Below are 15,448 nucleotides of genomic sequence, written 5' to 3'. Positions count from 1 at the left end.
GATCAGATATTTTAGGCAGAGGAAGGCTACTGCGCCTGATTTCTTAACCGCAGGCTTTGGGCAGTGAAGACAAGTTCTTCATCTGTCCCGCTGATCTTGGCGGTGTATTCTCCAATCGTAACTTCGCTGTTGCAGATTTTGCGGACTGTAATATTTTTGCCGGCGGTAAGCACTGATTTCTCGGAGGACTGCTTCCCTACAGTCTGTGCGCTGATGGAGCCTGCCGCCTCGACTGTGGAGTCCGTGCATTCCGCTTCGTTCATTACGAAACGGACATTGCCGGAAGAGAACAGCTGGCTGTGCAGAATACCCTCCTTATGAACATGGAGATCTCCGCCGGATTTAATAATGCTATGCTGTGACGAGGCGATGTCGATCCGTGTATTCTCCTCCTGCATCCCGGATATGGCGTCATGCAAATCCTTCAACAGCTTCAGAAAGGTGCTTAGTACAGCATCCGTGAAAAAATCGGTGAACTGCCCCGGGTGCAGGAATACCTCCAGCATATGTCTCAATTGCTTGGTGTCGATAGGATAATCGGGATTCATCCCGGCAATAACCTCCTGGAGATCACTGATCAGGCCGGGGAGATGGTCATATTTGCTTTCCAGCAGCAGCATAACGACCAGACCGTATTTTACGGTTTGCTGGCGTGATTGGACGGTATTCGCCAACTGCTGCGACGCTTTTCTCAGACTGGTCATTTCCTCCATCAAGAGAGCGGAGTACATGCAGAGGCGGTTATGTCTCGCTCCATAATGACCGGAGTACAATTGGCTGCTGACAACCTTGCCCTGGACAAAAATGCTTCCGGTAGCAGTGATTGTCGCATGTGTAACGTCGCCGTATATGTATACATTTCCCAAAGCCTCAAGGATGGTCTGGTTTCCGATATCATTGGTGGCGACCACATCACCCGGGAACATCATTTTGGCGGCTTCGGGGTCCATGTCCCCGGGAACAAGATATGTCTGGGGAAAATCAAAAACCTTGCGGTTCAGACCAGATCCCGTTAAGCGGGGCCTTCCCTGGCGGAGGGAGGCGATCCCGCCGTCCGCCAGCAGGGTTGTACATTCTTTAGTGACCAGCTGAATATCTTGCGGCGGCGGGGAGGGAATAATTCCGCCATACACGTCGATGCCGGGCACTCCCTCTTCTGCAGGCAGCTTACGGGCAATGACCTCTCCCTCCTGGACAAAGGGAACCCTTGGATGGTTCAGGGAATCTGCAGGATCGGCAGTCCGAATGAATTCATATTCCCTGTCCTCGGCAAATAACAGCTCCAGCCGGGCATTTTTGCCGGGAATAGGGGCTTTACCCTCTGCGATGCAGACCGGGAGATAGGTAGGGTTGTTCAGCTCTGCATAAAGAGCCGGAATATTGAGCTCGCGCATAATGGAGCTTTTCTTGAAGCCGGCGATAATCTGGTCCACCGTGAGGGTGGACAGCAGCAGGCCGCAATTTGGTTCCGCCCGGACCGTGACATCTGCTGCAGCCGGGGAGCTGGCGAGCTTCCAGGCGTACTTTTCTGCACGGTAGAGCGTGAAGTAGGCCTTCAGTCTATCTTCGGATACAGTGATCTGATACTGCGGCTTCTCGCAAATCTCCCAGGTGATACGGTCCGTGGGGGTTACCTCCGTAGGATCTGTCACCGTCTTCCGGTTAATATTCAACACCACAGGGTGAACGGAGGAAATGACAGCGGGTTTGCCGCCGGGCAGAGGAGGAGTAATAAATATTTGGTTGTTCTGTACGATAATACGTCCGTTCTTATCCTCATCTCCCTCACGGAGCGGCTTAACCTGCACTGAGGGCAGAGCCAGAAGATCGGGGTTACCGATTGGCGTTGTGGTATGAAATACATGCCCGAATTTTTTCTCGATGATATGCTGTGGCATTACTCTAACCTCGCTTCTTCGTATAATCAATGGTATCTGTACAGAAAAGAGCATCATGGACTATGATAGATTGTCTTCACCTACCGGTACCCAAGTCACATCTCAATTGGCAGCCTGGCGACCATGAATGGATAGTCTCACATTCTTAGGCCCATCGCTTTGCGTCCTGCCCTTTCGGGAAGTTTGCCTTTAAAAAAATAGATCAATGATATACATTCAGCATGAGGTCATTTAATCGACTCAAATCGACAGGGAATGTTCAATACTGGGTTGGTTGCCAATATAATTCTACAAACAAGCTTAATTCTAGTACTTTAGTATTAATTTTTCAACTTAATAATAATAAATCTCTCTGGTATCCCTTTAAAAGGGACGGCTTTGAGTCCAAGCGATATTACAAGCAAAAACGACCCTGCCTTCATCTCAAAGGACAGGGTCGTTTCTGCAAAAAAAGGACGCTCCCAAGCTTATAGCTTGTGGGAGAGCCCTCTTTTGACAAGATGTACGGCGCGCGCGCTTCCGGACCGGACGGAGGCTGGTGCCGGTATAACTGTAGCTGCATAATCGGCCCGTTCAATTTCCTCCAGCACCCGGTTCAGATGGGAGAAGACGGCTCCGAGATCGCGGACTGCTGTCAGCGAGCATTGACCCTGCAGCTCGGAGAACCAGGCAAACTGCAGATCCCGGGCGCGGCGCAGCGCTTCGGGGAGCGAACGGGTGCATTCGGCATCGGATAAAGTTTTGGTTCCATACAGGGCGATGCAGTCTGCGGTTGCCGTTACGACCTCTGTCATCCAGTCAGCTGCCGCATAATGTGCAGGCAGGAGGGAAATCTCCTCAGCGATCTCCTTGACGTAGCGGTGAACCTTCTGCAGATGCGAGGTTGCCTGTGTCAATGACCGCAATCCGCTGCGGCATTGATAATGGGATAACGTATAGTGCAGCTCTTTCTGCTGCTTGTCGCTCTTCGCCAGCAGTTGTCCGGAACGCACCAGCCTCTCCGGAGCCTGCTTAGAACTGCTGCTCTCTGCGGCGAGTCCGGTCAAGGCATCGGCCAGCAGCAGGGTCCCTTCCAGTGCCAGGCGTTTCACCTTGACGAACCCCCCGGGGGGGACGATAATCATATTTATTATTAAGGCAATCAGTACGCCGATTAAGGTCTCCGCGACTCTCCACACGATATAAGGGTCCTGATAAAAGGTCAATGCCAGCACGGAGGTCACACCGACCTGGGAAACGGCTTGAATGTTAATCCGGCAGGCGGTGGCCACACCGATGCCGATCAACAGCATCAGCAGAATAGACAGTGCCCCCACGTCGAAGAAATGGCCCACGAGCAGGCTGACAATTCCACCGAGCACAACGCCCATCAGACGGTAAATCCCTTTTTCCAGTGAAGCCTTGACGCTTCCTTGGGTGATAAGAATTGCGGCAAGCGGTGCAAAGTATAAATAACTGTCGCCATGCAAGCTGTGAACCGCAAGCCAGGAGAGTGAAGCAGCAATCGTAACGCGTATCATATATAGAGATAATCCGAATTTTTCAAGGCGGTCCTGCAACCCCTCGTTCATGTTAGTCATCTTCTTTCACATCAATAAGAGAACATTTTTAGGTTTTCAGCAATTTTCATTATAGCACTCAAAAACAACAATAACGGGGCATAGTTTTTACGAACTTGTTAAGTTTCTGCGCTGCATTTAACATTGTAAGCTATCGCATATATTGCATTAATCCTATATGCTATATATATTGAAGTGTGTCGAAGGAAGGGAGGAATTGTCGCTTATCAGCGCTGAGCATGCCACTTTAGATTGTTCCCTGCGAGAAGCGGGTAAAATAGGTTGTACTACATAAGGTAAGGGAGGTCGTTAGCCATAACTACCCTGGAAGACACTATTATTTCTTTTGACCAGGTTACCAAACAATACGACGATGAAGAAGCCGTGTTAAAAGGAGTCAGCTTCGAGATCGAACGCGGCAAATTCTATACACTGCTGGGACCCTCGGGCTGCGGAAAGACGACAATCCTGCGTCTGATCGCCGGGTTCGCTGAACCAACGGAAGGTTCCATTTATTTGAACGGCAAAATCATCAACCACATTCCCGCCAACGAACGGCAGGTCAATACGGTATTTCAGGACTATGCCTTGTTTCCGCACCTGAACGTATTTGAGAATGTGGCCTTTGGACTGCGGATCAAGAAGCTTAAGAAAGAGGTCATCACGCAAAAGGTGCAGGAGGCGCTGCGCTTCGTCAACCTTGTAGGCTACGATCAGCGGGCCATTAATGAAATGTCCGGCGGACAGAGGCAGCGTGTAGCGATTGCCCGGGCCATCGTCAATGAACCGCAGGTGCTGCTGCTCGATGAGCCTCTTTCGGCACTTGATCTGAAGCTGCGCACGGAAATGCAGTACATTCTGCGGGAAATGCAGCAGCGGCTGGGCATCACCTTTATCTTCGTTACCCATGACCAGGAGGAAGCGCTGGCCATGTCCGACTGGATTTTTGTCATGAACGGCGGACGTATTGAGCAGAGCGGAACGCCTAACGATATTTATGATGAGCCGATCAACCGCTTCGTGGCTGATTTCATCGGCGAGTCGAACATTGTGCCCGGTATGATGATTGAGGATTATATTGTTGAATTTAACGGCCACCGCTTTGAATGTGTGGATGCGGGGCTGAAGCCGAATGAAGCGGTGGAGATCGTGATCCGTCCGGAGGATCTGGAGATTGCTGCCGTTGAACAAGGCAAACTGCGCGTCCGCGTGGATTCTCAGCTGTTCCGCGGCGTGCATTACGAGATCAGCTGCTACGACGGGTCCGGCCACGAATGGCTGGTCCATTCCACGCGCAAGGCGGAGGTCGGCAGCGAGATCGGGCTGTATTTCGATCCGGAAGCGATTCATGTTATGCGTTTCGGGGAAACGGAGGAAGAATTCGACAGACGTCTGGAAGCTTACGGCGAGGTGGAGAGCCATGAAGAGTAAGGGCCGGTCGTATTTCCTCATCCCTTATTACTTATGGATCGCCCTGTTCGTCATAGCGCCGGTGCTGCTGGTTGTCTACTACTCCCTGTTTGATCTGGACGGGCATCTTACACTGGACAACTACGTGAACTTCTTTACACCGGTATATATGAAAATGATGCTCAACTCCTTCTGGTACGCGATCCTGATTACGCTGTTCTCGCTGCTGGTGGCTTATCCGGCGGCGTATCTGCTGACCCGGACGAAACATAAGCAGCTGTGGCTGCTGCTGATCATCCTGCCGACATGGATTAATCTGCTGCTGAAGACGTATGCCTTTATTGGTATCTTTGGGACCTTCGGGCCGGTCAACAATGTCTTCGACCTGCTGGGCATCGGAGAGCAGCAAATCCTCTTTACAGGTTTCAGCTTTGTCTTTGTTTCGGTATATATCTTTATCCCGTTCATGATCCTGCCGATCTTCAGCGCTCTGGACGAGTTGAACCTGTCCCTTGTAGATGCGGCCCGTGATCTGGGTGCCTCCGGGTGGACGACGTTCCGGCGGGTCATTTTCCCGCTGACCATCTCCGGGGTGCGCTCCGGCTGCATGGCGGTATTCATTCCGGCGTTATCGCTGTTTATGATTACCCGCCTTATCGCCGGCAACCGGGTCATTACGCTGGGCACCGCCATTGAGCAGCATTTTCTGGTCACTCAGGACTGGGGCATGGGCTCTACAGTTGCTGTCTTCCTGATTGTTATCATGGCGCTGTTCATGATTCTGTCGGGCAGCTCGCGGAAAGGGGTGCGGCATGAGAAGTAATAAGAATGGGATTTCAAATCTGTACCTGGTGCTGGTCTTTGCCGTGCTGTACGCACCGATCTTCTACCTGATGTACTATTCCTTCAACAGCGGCGGGACGATGCATGGCTTCGAGGGCTTCACGCTGGATTATTACCGTGAGGTTGTGCAGGATACGCGGCTGATGATTATTATGATTAACACTTTGGTGATTGCCCTGCTGTCTTCGGCGATTGCTACGCTGATTGCGATCATCGGGGCGCTGGCCATTCAGCGCATCCGCAGCCGGAGGGCCAAGAATACACTTCTCTCACTGAACAATGTGCTGATTGTCAGTCCCGATGTCATTATCGGCGCGTCTTTCCTGATCCTGTTCACGATTGCCGGAATCAAGCTCGGCTTCGTGTCGGTCCTGCTCTCGCATGTTGCATTCAGCGTGCCGATTGCCGTGCTGATGATCCTGCCGCATCTGCAGGACATGAGCCCGACGCTGACCGATGCTGCGCGTGATCTCGGGGCCAGCCGCCGCGATGTGCTGACCAAGGTGATTCTGCCGATCATTAAACCCGGGATCTTCAGCGGCTTCTTTATGGCCCTTACCTATTCACTGGATGATTTCGCGGTGACATTCTTCGTAACAGGCAACGGATATTCGACGCTTTCAGTGGAAATCTATTCACGGGCGCGGCAAGGTGTATCGCTGTCGATTAACGCGTTGTCCACGCTGATCTTCCTCTTCACTATCTTGCTTGTCGTCGGTTATTATTTCCTGAACCGCCGGAAGCAACGCCCGGCGGTTCATATCGCAGAGCCGGCCGCTGAAGTGGGGGTGCCTAGATGAAACAGCTGGTGAATGCTTTTCTGGCGATTCTTATCGTCGCATTTGGGCTGATGTTCCTGGCTTCTAGGCTGAATTCGGCTGAAGGCTATACGGGCGGCAATACGCTGACCATCTATAACTGGGGCGATTATATCGAACCTGAACTGTTGAAGCAGTTCGAGCAAGAGACCGGGATTACGGTCATTTACCAGACCTTTGATTCCAATGAGGCGATGCTGACCAAGGTCGAGCAGGGCGGGACAACCTTCGATGTTGTTGTGCCTTCAGACTATGCTATCGCCAAGATGCGGGAAGAGAAGCTGCTGCTTCCGCTGAATCACAGCAAGATTCCGAATCTGGCCAATATTGATCCGCAGTTCATGGATCTTTCCTTCGATCCGGGAAATCTGTATTCGGTGCCGTATTTCTGGGGAACAGTAGGCATTATCTACAACCCGGAAATGACGGAGGGGATTGATTTCAGCAGCTGGGATTCCCTGTGGGACAGCAGGCTGAACAATAGTATCTTCCTGGTTGACGGTGCCCGTGAGGTCATGGGGATGGCGCTGAACAGCCTGCATTATTCCGTCAATGACCGGAATGAGGATCACCTGCAGGAAGCGCTGGCCAAGCTGAACAAGCTGTCTCCCAATGTGAAGGCTATTGTCGGTGACGAGGTCAAAATGCTGCTGGCGAACGAAGAAGCAGCCGTCGGGATCGTATGGTCCGGCGACGCCTCGGAAATTATGGATGAGAACGACAAGCTCGATTATGTGGTGCCGGAGGAAGGTTCGAACAAATGGTTCGATAACATGGTCATTCCGCGCACGGCGGCCAATGTGGAGGGGGCGCATAAGTTCATTGACTTTATGCTCCGTCCCGATGTGGCGGCGAAGAATGCAGAGTATGTAGGTTATTCCACACCTAACGTTCCGGGACTTGCGCTGCTGCCGGAGGATATTTCCGGAGACACCCGCTTCTATCCGCCTGCTGAAATTACCGACCGGCTGGAGGTTTACGACAACCTCGGCAAGCGGATGCTCGCCCATTACAACGAGCTGTTCCTGAAGTTCAAGATGAACAAGAAATAAGCTGGTGCATAATATGCCAGTTAGTCAGTCATAGCCAGTAGAAAGCGCCCAAATGCGGAGTTTCCGTATTTGGGCGCTTTTTTTGTTGGGGTGGTGAAAAGATGGGAGACTTAAATTGAAGAGAAAATGCACTCTCATAAAACCAGAAATCAGTTTTTGGGTTCTATATATAACAGATAGCCGTTCCAAGCATTATTTGATCCCGACTCTCATCCGGTAGCTGATGTGTACCGGCAGGGTGCGGCCCTGAAAATACTGCTCCACCGCTACAGAGAAATCGGAAATAAGCTGCTCCAGTGCGGAAGAGCCGAGCTTCAGAACGGTTTGAATGCCGCCTTGACTGAGTGCCAGCCCGACATAACGTTCGGCATCACATTCTTCTGTATTATGAAAAACAATTTCCCGCGCAAAGGAGAAGCAGCCGCTGGCCTCTATCCGCCCCAGATGTCCTTCTTTATCCCATTTATGCGCCTGTTCGGCAGATGGCTGGAGTACATCAAGCAGTTTATCGGCGGCGGATATCAGCTGTTTGTAGCGGGTTTCAATATCCGCCTGTAGTACGAGTGGCCAATCGCAGTCATAAGCGGCGAACACCCCGCCTTGGCGCAGGCAGCGGGAGATTTCCTGCAGCGTGCTTATCGGCTCCATCCAGTGGAATGACTGGGAGCAGGTAATGATATCAACACTGCCAGAGTCAAAGGGCAGCTGGTTGGAGTATCCTTGGACAAAGGACAGGGATTGTTGCTGTCCTTGCCGGGCAAGCTTGTCAAGCGCTTTGGCCAGCATGTCGGGGTTAGGTTCTATGCCGACTATGGAGTCGGCACTCTCTCTCCACAGAAAGGTGGACAGTCCTGTTCCGCAGCCTATGTCGGCCACGAGGGCAGGGCGGCAGCCCAGGTAATTCGTCAACAATTCAGTAACCAATTGCGGGGCTTCCGGACGGTAACGGTCGTATTCGTCCTGAAATCCCAAGAAGCGGTCGATGTTTTGCTTGCTGTTGCCTGCAGGAATCATTGAATCCTCTCCCATCACTGATCTTTAGCTTTATTGTAAAGTTAAAAGCTTCCGAAGTCATCTGTTTCAAGCTCTAACGAAGCAGCTCAGGAGCAACGGCAGGCACGAGACCCTCGGCCGCGGCGCGGTTCAGCAGAGCAGAGATTGCAGCGTAGCCATCCTCTCCGAGATTCATCGAGAATTCATTCACGTAAAGATCAATATGTGATTTGGCGACTTCTGGAGCCAGCTCCTGGGCGTGGCTCAGGACATAATCTCTGCTTGCTGTAGGATGATCCCAGGCGTATTGCAGCGAACTGCGTATCCAGCCGGAGATGGCTTCGCTGTCCAGATCGCGGCGGGCGATAATTGCCCCAAGCGGTATAGGCAGTCCGGTATCGCTTTCCCACCAGCTGCCAAGATCAGTCAGCATATGGAGGCTATAGGAGGGATAAGTGAACCGGGCTTCGTGAATCACCAGTCCGGCATCAATCTGCCCGTCACGCACGGCAGGCATAATCTCATCGAAAGGCATAACGACGATTTCGGCTGGACCGCCCGGCACCTGCTGCGCAGCCCAAAGGCGAAAGAGCAGGTAGGCGGTGGAGCGCTCGCTGGGTACGGCGATTCTGCGGCCCGACAGCTCCTTGGGATGCTTGATGGCGCCCGGCCCTTTGCGGGTCAGCACCAGCGGGCCGCAGCCCCGGCCAAGTGCGCCGCCGCAAGACAGCAGCTTGTACCGCTCCAGCACCCAGGGAAGGGCAGCATAGGAAATTTTGAGCACCTCAGGCCCGGCGCCATCAGCAGCCAGACCGTTCGTAATATCAATATCTGCATAGGTAACATTCAGCTTGGGTACATCCTCTACTAGCCCGTGCGCCCAGGCATGGAACACAAAGGTGTCATTGGGGCAAGGGGAAAAGGCGATATTCAGCTCGGTTGTCATTACAGCACCTCCAGTAGTATAACAGCCGCGGCCTCCAGGGCCTCCAGGGCTTCATTGATCTTCCACGCCGCCCGGTCGCGCGGGCCGACCGGGTTCGAGATCGCGCGCAGCTCCAGCGCCGCGATCCCGAAGTGCCGGGCGGCCACGGCAACCCCGTGGCCTTCCATCGCCTCCGCGACGGCACCGGGATGCCGCGCCGCCAGAGCGGCGGCCGTCTCTGCGGTGCCGGTCGCCGTTGACACGGTAAGCACAGGACCTGTGCTTACCGTAAGCCCGGCCGCTGCGAGCGCGGCCGCAACGGCCTGCACCGTGCCGGAGCGGGCCGGCACGGACACGCGGCCGAAGCCGAGCTCGGCCGCGCTGCGGAAGCCCTCCGGCGTCTCCGCCCCGAGGTCGGCGGCAATCATCTCGCTGGCGAGCGCGAGCGAGCCTACGGGCGCCCGCCCGGGGAAGCCGCCGCCGATCCCGGCGCTGATAACGCAGCCGTAGCTTCCGGCTGCCAGTGCTGCTGCGGTGCCCGCCGCTGCTGCTGCGGTACCGGCACCTGCAGCGATGACGTGGAACCTGCTGCTGCCCCTCAGGCCGCGCAGGACCGCCTCCCGCTCGGCTTCGACAGCGGTTACGATCAGCACGCGCGGCAGAGCTTCCTCTGCGGCTTTGCCGGTAGAAGTTGGAGTAGAATCTGATTTCATTTTTCAGCCTCCTCCTATTAATATAGCTCGTAATGCAGCTTGGTAATAAAGGCCAATATTCGCTAGGAAAAGGATACGCCGTTTTGCAGTCAAGGTCAAACTGGGGAACTTCTGTAGAGGTTAACAATGCAGATTGACGAACTCTATCAATGGGAGTATTCTAAAATAAGGAATAAAATTACAGTATATTCCTGTATTAAGAAGCTTGCGGTAGGGTTACATTTCATCTAGAGTTTAGCTTCTACATCTATTCATTGTAAAAATGCCCTGAAGGGAGGCGTTCATAAGTAGGCTTAATATACCGTGAGCAACGAACCATTTTAGTCACGTCAAACAAAATCGGGAGAGGATGTTTTTGATGATTAGAAAATGGATAGTTTCTCTTATGGTCTTGGCTTTATTTATGATTCCGGCTGCTGCTTCAGCTGCACCTGCGCCTGCTTTAACCAATCTCCAATATACAGGAATTACATCTGACGGCAACAACTTCATTTGGGAGAACATTAGTCCTAACCAGACAGTTGCCAATGTAACACTGACAGGTACGAAGGGGTATATTTCCGTATATGCTCAAGGGACTATGCAAGCACCTAATTATCCGGTTCTCCGCCAAAACGGTTCAATGATACCTACAACCCAATCGGCACCCAATCAGTTTATTACAGGTCCGGGCAATATTGTTGTGGGTACCGTCTATTATCGTTCTTTTGATTTAAACGATGTGCATACAGGTAACATTTCAGTTACAGCTAATAATTATTTACCTCCATACCGGACGTTCACAGATACTTTATATATCACTGTTCAGTGATAATAAAACTCCTAACATTTACCAATCCCTAAGCCGATACATAAATTATTAATGCGTAAAGGGGAGAGGTATCTTGACGATTCAAGCAGTGGGAGCCGATGGGAAATTCACAGCTGAGTTTGCCGCCTATACAAATTTGGTAGTGGTGAATCGCTTGAAACAAACGCTTAGGGGTAACGAGGCAGAGAAGAATAATTCCATGACATTCCAGCAATTTATGGATGCAGTTCGCAAGGAAGAGGGTGTGCACCAAAGCAATTCGCGGGCAGTATCCAAAGAAGAGCTTGCTGACAACCAGGTTTATGAGACCCAGAATGGTTTAAGTGCCTTTGTGTCTCAGCGGTTTGCTACCATCCAGAAAGCCTACGAACTGGGTTTGGTTGATCAGTACGGTGTTCTGCTCTCTAACTAAGAAGCAAAAGCATAAAAGGTAAAGCTCCTGCAAAATTGCCGGAGCTTTACCTTTTATAGACAGTCATAATTAAATCTATCGAGAAACAAGCAGAGATGATTCATCCTGGGATCTGATGTTGCCGTATAAAGGCGGTGAGCAGACTTTGCTTGAATTGTGCAAAAACTGTTGACAAATTTCCCGCACAGGATTATAGTTATCTTAACTTAAAGATAATTAACTTAAAGATAAATACAGATAGCATTGGAGGTGTACAATATGAGCGACTACAATGAGCTGATCAGCAAGACGGCTGGCGCATCGGATCAGGAGCAGGCTGCTTCATCACTGAAATTGTTCGTGGTCTTATCCAAGGCCTATAAGAGCCTGATGGATCTGGCGGTAAAGGACATGAAGAGCCATGGTTTAGCTTCTGCCGAGTTTATGATCCTTGAGGTGCTCTATCATAGAACGCGGATTCCGCTGCAGCAGATCGGAGAGAAGATACTCGTTACCAGCGGGAGCATCACTTACAACATCGACAAGCTGGAGAAGAGAGGACTGCTGAAGCGTGTTCCCTGCAGCGATGACCGGCGTGTAACTTATGCGGAGATTACCGAAGCAGGCCGCGGGCTGTTTGACGATATTTTCCCCCGCCATGTTTCTTCTATTCACGGGATGATGGGCGGTCTGAATCAGGAAGAGAAGGAACAGGCAATAGAATTGCTAAAGAAGCTTGGTAAAGGCATTTAGGCCAGCAACATTCTCCTAAGAACGGGGCGGGAAGCTTGCTTATCAGCGTTTACCAGGCTAGCAAAGTACAAGGTTCGACTAATTTTTTTTAGCTAATATCTTAAGGTTAAGATAATTAAATTAAAGAGAATGGAGAGGGTATAAAATGGTTAGTGTAGGGTTGTTATTGGTAAGATTGGTGATCGGGATTGCTTTTATCGGGCATGGGGCACAGAAGCTGTTTGGCTGGTTCGGAGGATATGGTCCAAAGGGTACGGGCGGCTGGATGGAATCCATCGGTATTAAGCCGGGTGTCGCGATGGCGGTGCTGGCAGGAATGCTGGAGCTTGCCGGAGGCTTGCTGTTCGCAGCCGGACTCCTGACTCCTGTGGCTGCAGTATTAATTGCCGCAACGATGCTCGGAGCGATTATCAAGGTTCATGCTCCGAACGGCTTCTGGTCGACGGCCAACGGAATCGAGTTTCCATTAACGGTGCTTGTAGTCGCAGTAGGTGTGGCTTTGACCGGAGCAGGTTCGATTTCGCTGGATGCCCTGTTTTTTAACTAAATCGGATTATACGCCAGATGTTCATCTATTCAAACTTATCATCTAAAAAAAATCTTAGGGAGATGACTTATAATGACACTTCAAACTGCAGGGATTCACCATATTACAGCTTTTGTCGGAGATGCTCAGCGCAATGCCGATTTCTATGCCGGGATTCTCGGCCTGCGGCTTGTAAAAAAGACAATCAACTTTGACGCCCCCGAGGTTTACCACCTCTATTTCGGGAATGAGCAGGGTGCACCGGGCACCATTATTACCTTCTTTCCTTGGTCGACAGGGCGCAAAGGCCGGATTGGCGGCGGGCAGGTTGGCGTAACCACTTATGCGATTCCGGTTGGTTCGATGGCTTTCTGGGAGCAGCGGCTTGCCGCATATCAGATTCCGGTTACCCATGTAACCCGGATCTCTGAGTCTTACCTGTCTTTCAGCGATTACGATGGACTGCGGATTGAGCTGGTGGAACGCGAAGCGGGTCCGCAGAGTACCTGGTCCTTTGCCGGAGTGACTGCGGAGCATGCTATTAAAGGTTTTGGCGGGGCTGTGCTCTACAGTACGAATCCCGAAAAAACGGCCGATACGCTTACCCGTACACTCGGAATGGAGCTGATCGCCAAGGGAGACGGTTATATCCGTTACGGCTCTACTGCCGATCTCGGCAATATTATAGATCTTAAAGACTCGCCGGTGCCGCAAGGAGCCGGAGGCTCGGGAACCGTTCATCATATCGCCTGGCGCGCTAAAGATGATGCCGAGCAGCTGGAATGGGGACGTCATGTGCAAGGTCACGGCTACCAGCCCACTCCGGTACAGGACCGCCAATATTTCAACGCCATCTACTTCCGTGAAGAAGGCGGAATCCTGTTCGAGATTGCTACCGATCCTCCAGGCTTCGCCAATGACGAGGCTCCGGATGCGCTGGGCCAGAAGTTGATGCTTCCGGCATGGTTTGAACCGCATCGTGCTGTGATCGAAGAGAATTTGAGCCCATTTGAAATCCGTGAAATTGAGGTGAAGCAGGGATGATTCATGTCTATCACAAAGGAACAGACGCCAATCAACCAACACTAGTATTATTTCATGGCACAGGCGGAAACGAGCAGGATCTGCTGCCGCTGGCGGAGCTGCTGGCTCCCGGCGCTTCTGTACTGGGTATCCGGGGAAATGTGCTGGAGAACGGCATGCCGCGTTACTTCCGCCGTCTGGCTGAAGGTGTCTTTGATGAAGAGGACCTGATCTTCCGCACCCATGAGCTGAAGCAGTTCATGGATGTAGCGGCGGTGCAGTACGGCTTCGATCCAAACAATCTCGTAGCTGTCGGCTACTCCAATGGAGCGAATATCGCCGGCAGCCTGTTATTTCATTACGGAAACCTGTTCCGTTCGGCAGTGCTGCTGCATCCGATGGTGCCGCTCCGGGGGCTTGCGATCCCTTCGCTTAACGGCGTTTCGGTCTTTATCGGTGCAGGCAGCAATGACCCGCTGATCCGGGCAGAAGAAACGCGGGAGCTGGAGCAGCTGCTGCAGGGGGCGGGGGCTGAAGTTACCGCCCACTGGGGTAATCAGGGACACCGCCTGAGCGCGGCCGAGGCTGAAGCAGCCCGTGATTGGCTGAACCGGAACAGCAAGTGATTTCAGGAAAGCTACAACTACAACCGCCTGCGGGGCCGCTGATAAGTGACGTAATGTTGCTTAGAAGCTCCTGCGGGCGGTTTTTGCTGTCATGATAATGCGCAGCCAGCCTTTTTTTGCAGATAACCATGGGGTATAGCAAATTCCTCCGGTTTTTGGTACCATGGACTTTAATCGTAATTGTTACTATTTAATATTATGAATGTAAGGAGTCTACCCCACGTGAACAGCAGCAAAAAGAACAGCAACCCCGCCCGGCTACCCCGGGCCAAGGGCTTGGACATGGCAACCGTATATACACCAAAGGAATGTGGACGCAAGGTGCGGCGCATCATTCTGAATGGGGTCAACCGGACCATTGTGGATGAATTTATTACGATCCAGGGCATGAAAGAAAGATTTGAGGCGGAGGATGTGCCTATGCCGAGCAAAATGGTGATGTTCGGTCCTCCCGGCACCGGCAAAACGCTGACCGCATTTTATATCGCGCACCGTCTGGAGCTGCCGCTTGTTCTGGTCCGCCTGGATACCATTATTCACAGCCATCTTGGTGAGACCGGGAGCAATGTGCGGAAGGTATTTGACTATGCCAATGCTGCACCTTGTGTGCTGTTTCTGGACGAATTCGATGTGCTGGGCCGAATGCGTGATTCCGGCGATGAGGTGAAGGAGATGGCACGGGTGGTCAACACGCTGCTGCAATGCCTGGATGAGTTTCATGGCGAAAGTATTTTTGTTGCCGCAACCAACCTGGAGGAAGAGCTCGACCCTGCGGTGTGGCGGCGGTTTGATACGAAAATGACGTATTCGCTGCCGACGGAGGAAGACCGGCTTCAGTATATTGGGCTGTTTGTCGGTTCTGAACCGGAGGCGCAGGAGCTGTCCCGCCGGATGGCTGAACTGCTAGCGGGCTGCAGCCTTGCTGATATCGAGCAAATTATACTGAAAGCCAAACGCAAAGCGATCATCGAGGATGCCCCGCTGGATTACAGACACATCGCCGGAGCCTATGCCGAATACAACCCGCACCGGAAAGCCGTTGCTTCTGAGGTACATAAATAGGAAAAAACATTGAACATCATGTCCCGCATCAGGTAGTATGAAGGA

General features: G+C 52.1%; 16 protein-coding genes and 1 riboswitch. Of the genes, 11 read left to right on the top strand and 5 right to left on the bottom strand.

Annotated features, from left to right (window positions below; all coding sequences use genetic code 11):
* Positions 1–26: 26 nt before the first annotated feature.
* Entirely contained in the window at positions 27–1,898 is a 1,872-nt protein-coding gene (locus NST99_RS31835) for a FapA family protein (protein WP_341097024.1), read from the bottom strand.
* 105 nt (positions 1,899–2,003) lie between these two features.
* A riboswitch (cyclic di-GMP riboswitch) is annotated at positions 2,004–2,096 on the bottom strand.
* Positions 2,097–2,365: 269 nt separating this feature from the next.
* A complete protein-coding gene (locus NST99_RS31830; RefSeq protein WP_341097022.1) occupies positions 2,366–3,469 on the bottom strand; it encodes an FUSC family protein in 1,104 nt (367 codons plus the stop codon).
* A 312-nt stretch (positions 3,470–3,781) separates the two neighbouring features.
* Here NST99_RS31830 and NST99_RS31825 point away from each other — a divergent pair, with 312 nt between their 5' ends.
* Genes NST99_RS31825 through NST99_RS31810 form a run of 4 tightly spaced genes read left to right on the top strand, consistent with a single transcriptional unit; the run spans position 3,782 to position 7,580 of the window.
* The gene (locus tag NST99_RS31825; protein ID WP_341097813.1) at positions 3,782–4,888 is read left to right on the top strand and encodes an ABC transporter ATP-binding protein; all 1,107 of its coding nucleotides are present in this window, start codon (positions 3,782–3,784) and stop codon (positions 4,886–4,888) included.
* Positions 4,878–5,690 carry an ABC transporter permease gene (locus tag NST99_RS31820; RefSeq protein WP_038597729.1) on the top strand — a complete coding sequence of 271 codons (813 nt, stop codon included), beginning with the start codon at positions 4,878–4,880 and terminating at the stop codon, positions 5,688–5,690. Before NST99_RS31825 ends, NST99_RS31820 begins: the two co-directional genes overlap by 11 nt.
* The gene (locus NST99_RS31815; RefSeq protein ID WP_038597726.1) at positions 5,680–6,510 is read left to right on the top strand and encodes an ABC transporter permease; all 831 of its coding nucleotides are present in this window, start codon (positions 5,680–5,682) and stop codon (positions 6,508–6,510) included. Before NST99_RS31820 ends, NST99_RS31815 begins: the two co-directional genes overlap by 11 nt.
* A complete protein-coding gene (locus NST99_RS31810; RefSeq protein WP_341097019.1) occupies positions 6,507–7,580 on the top strand; it encodes an ABC transporter substrate-binding protein in 1,074 nt (357 codons plus the stop codon). Before NST99_RS31815 ends, NST99_RS31810 begins: the two co-directional genes overlap by 4 nt.
* A gap of 192 nt (positions 7,581–7,772) precedes the next feature.
* Here NST99_RS31810 and NST99_RS31805 read toward each other — a convergent pair whose 3' ends face one another.
* From NST99_RS31805 to NST99_RS31795, 3 genes are all read right to left on the bottom strand, one after another.
* Complete coding sequence (locus tag NST99_RS31805; protein ID WP_341097016.1) at positions 7,773–8,594, bottom strand: class I SAM-dependent methyltransferase; 822 nt, start codon at positions 8,592–8,594, stop codon at positions 7,773–7,775.
* A 73-nt stretch (positions 8,595–8,667) separates the two neighbouring features.
* Positions 8,668–9,507 carry a 1,4-dihydroxy-6-naphthoate synthase gene (locus NST99_RS31800; protein ID WP_341097812.1) on the bottom strand — a complete coding sequence of 280 codons (840 nt, stop codon included), beginning with the start codon at positions 9,505–9,507 and terminating at the stop codon, positions 8,668–8,670.
* Between the two features lie 11 nt (positions 9,508–9,518).
* Positions 9,519–10,211 carry a futalosine hydrolase gene (locus NST99_RS31795; RefSeq protein ID WP_341097015.1) on the bottom strand — a complete coding sequence of 231 codons (693 nt, stop codon included), beginning with the start codon at positions 10,209–10,211 and terminating at the stop codon, positions 9,519–9,521.
* Positions 10,212–10,569: 358 nt separating this feature from the next.
* On the opposite strand from NST99_RS31795, the gene NST99_RS31790 reads away from it, so the two are divergent.
* The 7 genes from NST99_RS31790 (at position 10,570) to NST99_RS31760 (ending at position 15,403) form a co-directional block, all read left to right on the top strand.
* Positions 10,570–11,022, top strand: coding sequence for a DUF4879 domain-containing protein (locus tag NST99_RS31790; protein ID WP_341097013.1), 453 nt, complete (start codon positions 10,570–10,572; stop codon positions 11,020–11,022).
* A gap of 73 nt (positions 11,023–11,095) precedes the next feature.
* Positions 11,096–11,434, top strand: a complete 339-nt coding sequence (locus NST99_RS31785) for a hypothetical protein (protein WP_341097012.1) — start codon at positions 11,096–11,098, stop codon at positions 11,432–11,434.
* Positions 11,435–11,692: 258 nt separating this feature from the next.
* Positions 11,693–12,166 carry a MarR family winged helix-turn-helix transcriptional regulator gene (locus NST99_RS31780; RefSeq protein ID WP_341097010.1) on the top strand — a complete coding sequence of 158 codons (474 nt, stop codon included), beginning with the start codon at positions 11,693–11,695 and terminating at the stop codon, positions 12,164–12,166.
* Positions 12,167–12,311: 145 nt separating this feature from the next.
* Entirely contained in the window at positions 12,312–12,713 is a 402-nt protein-coding gene (locus NST99_RS31775) for a DoxX family protein (RefSeq protein ID WP_341097009.1), read from the top strand.
* 72 nt (positions 12,714–12,785) lie between these two features.
* On the top strand, positions 12,786–13,736 hold the full coding sequence (locus tag NST99_RS31770; protein ID WP_341097007.1) for a ring-cleaving dioxygenase: 951 nt from the start codon (positions 12,786–12,788) through the stop codon (positions 13,734–13,736).
* Positions 13,733–14,341 (top strand): alpha/beta hydrolase, encoded by a 609-nt coding sequence (locus NST99_RS31765; protein ID WP_341097005.1) that lies wholly within the window; start codon positions 13,733–13,735, stop codon positions 14,339–14,341. Before NST99_RS31770 ends, NST99_RS31765 begins: the two co-directional genes overlap by 4 nt.
* 282 nt (positions 14,342–14,623) lie before the next feature.
* Positions 14,624–15,403, top strand: a complete 780-nt coding sequence (locus NST99_RS31760; protein WP_445745057.1) for an AAA family ATPase — start codon at positions 14,624–14,626, stop codon at positions 15,401–15,403.
* Positions 15,404–15,448 lie beyond the last annotated feature (45 nt).

The organism is Paenibacillus sp. FSL L8-0470 (assembly GCF_038008625.1).
Classification (GTDB): Bacteria; Bacillota; Bacilli; order Paenibacillales; family Paenibacillaceae; genus Paenibacillus_AQ.
Note: the sequence above shows the minus strand (reverse complement) of the source record. Positions and strands in the feature narration are given on the sequence as shown.

Bases quoted from the DNA above. Each gene is read 5' to 3' on its own strand.
- NST99_RS31770 (WP_341097007.1), top strand. From the start codon at position 12,786: ATGACACTTCAAACTGCAGGGATTCACCATATTACAGCTTTTGTCGGA.
- NST99_RS31780 (WP_341097010.1), top strand. From the start codon at position 11,693: ATGAGCGACTACAATGAGCTGATCAGCAAGACGGCTGGCGCATCGGAT.
- NST99_RS31810 (WP_341097019.1), top strand. From the start codon at position 6,507: ATGAAACAGCTGGTGAATGCTTTTCTGGCGATTCTTATCGTCGCATTT.
- NST99_RS31830 (WP_341097022.1), bottom strand. From the start codon at position 3,469: ATGAACGAGGGGTTGCAGGACCGCCTTGAAAAATTCGGATTATCTCTA.
- NST99_RS31765 (WP_341097005.1), top strand. From the start codon at position 13,733: ATGATTCATGTCTATCACAAAGGAACAGACGCCAATCAACCAACACTA.
- NST99_RS31820 (WP_038597729.1), top strand. From the start codon at position 4,878: ATGAAGAGTAAGGGCCGGTCGTATTTCCTCATCCCTTATTACTTATGG.
- NST99_RS31815 (WP_038597726.1), top strand. From the start codon at position 5,680: ATGAGAAGTAATAAGAATGGGATTTCAAATCTGTACCTGGTGCTGGTC.
- NST99_RS31795 (WP_341097015.1), bottom strand. From the start codon at position 10,211: ATGAAATCAGATTCTACTCCAACTTCTACCGGCAAAGCCGCAGAGGAA.
- NST99_RS31760 (WP_445745057.1), top strand. From the start codon at position 14,624: ATGGCAACCGTATATACACCAAAGGAATGTGGACGCAAGGTGCGGCGC.
- NST99_RS31805 (WP_341097016.1), bottom strand. From the start codon at position 8,594: ATGATTCCTGCAGGCAACAGCAAGCAAAACATCGACCGCTTCTTGGGA.
- NST99_RS31835 (WP_341097024.1), bottom strand. From the start codon at position 1,898: ATGCCACAGCATATCATCGAGAAAAAATTCGGGCATGTATTTCATACC.
- NST99_RS31790 (WP_341097013.1), top strand. From the start codon at position 10,570: ATGATTAGAAAATGGATAGTTTCTCTTATGGTCTTGGCTTTATTTATG.
- NST99_RS31775 (WP_341097009.1), top strand. From the start codon at position 12,312: ATGGTTAGTGTAGGGTTGTTATTGGTAAGATTGGTGATCGGGATTGCT.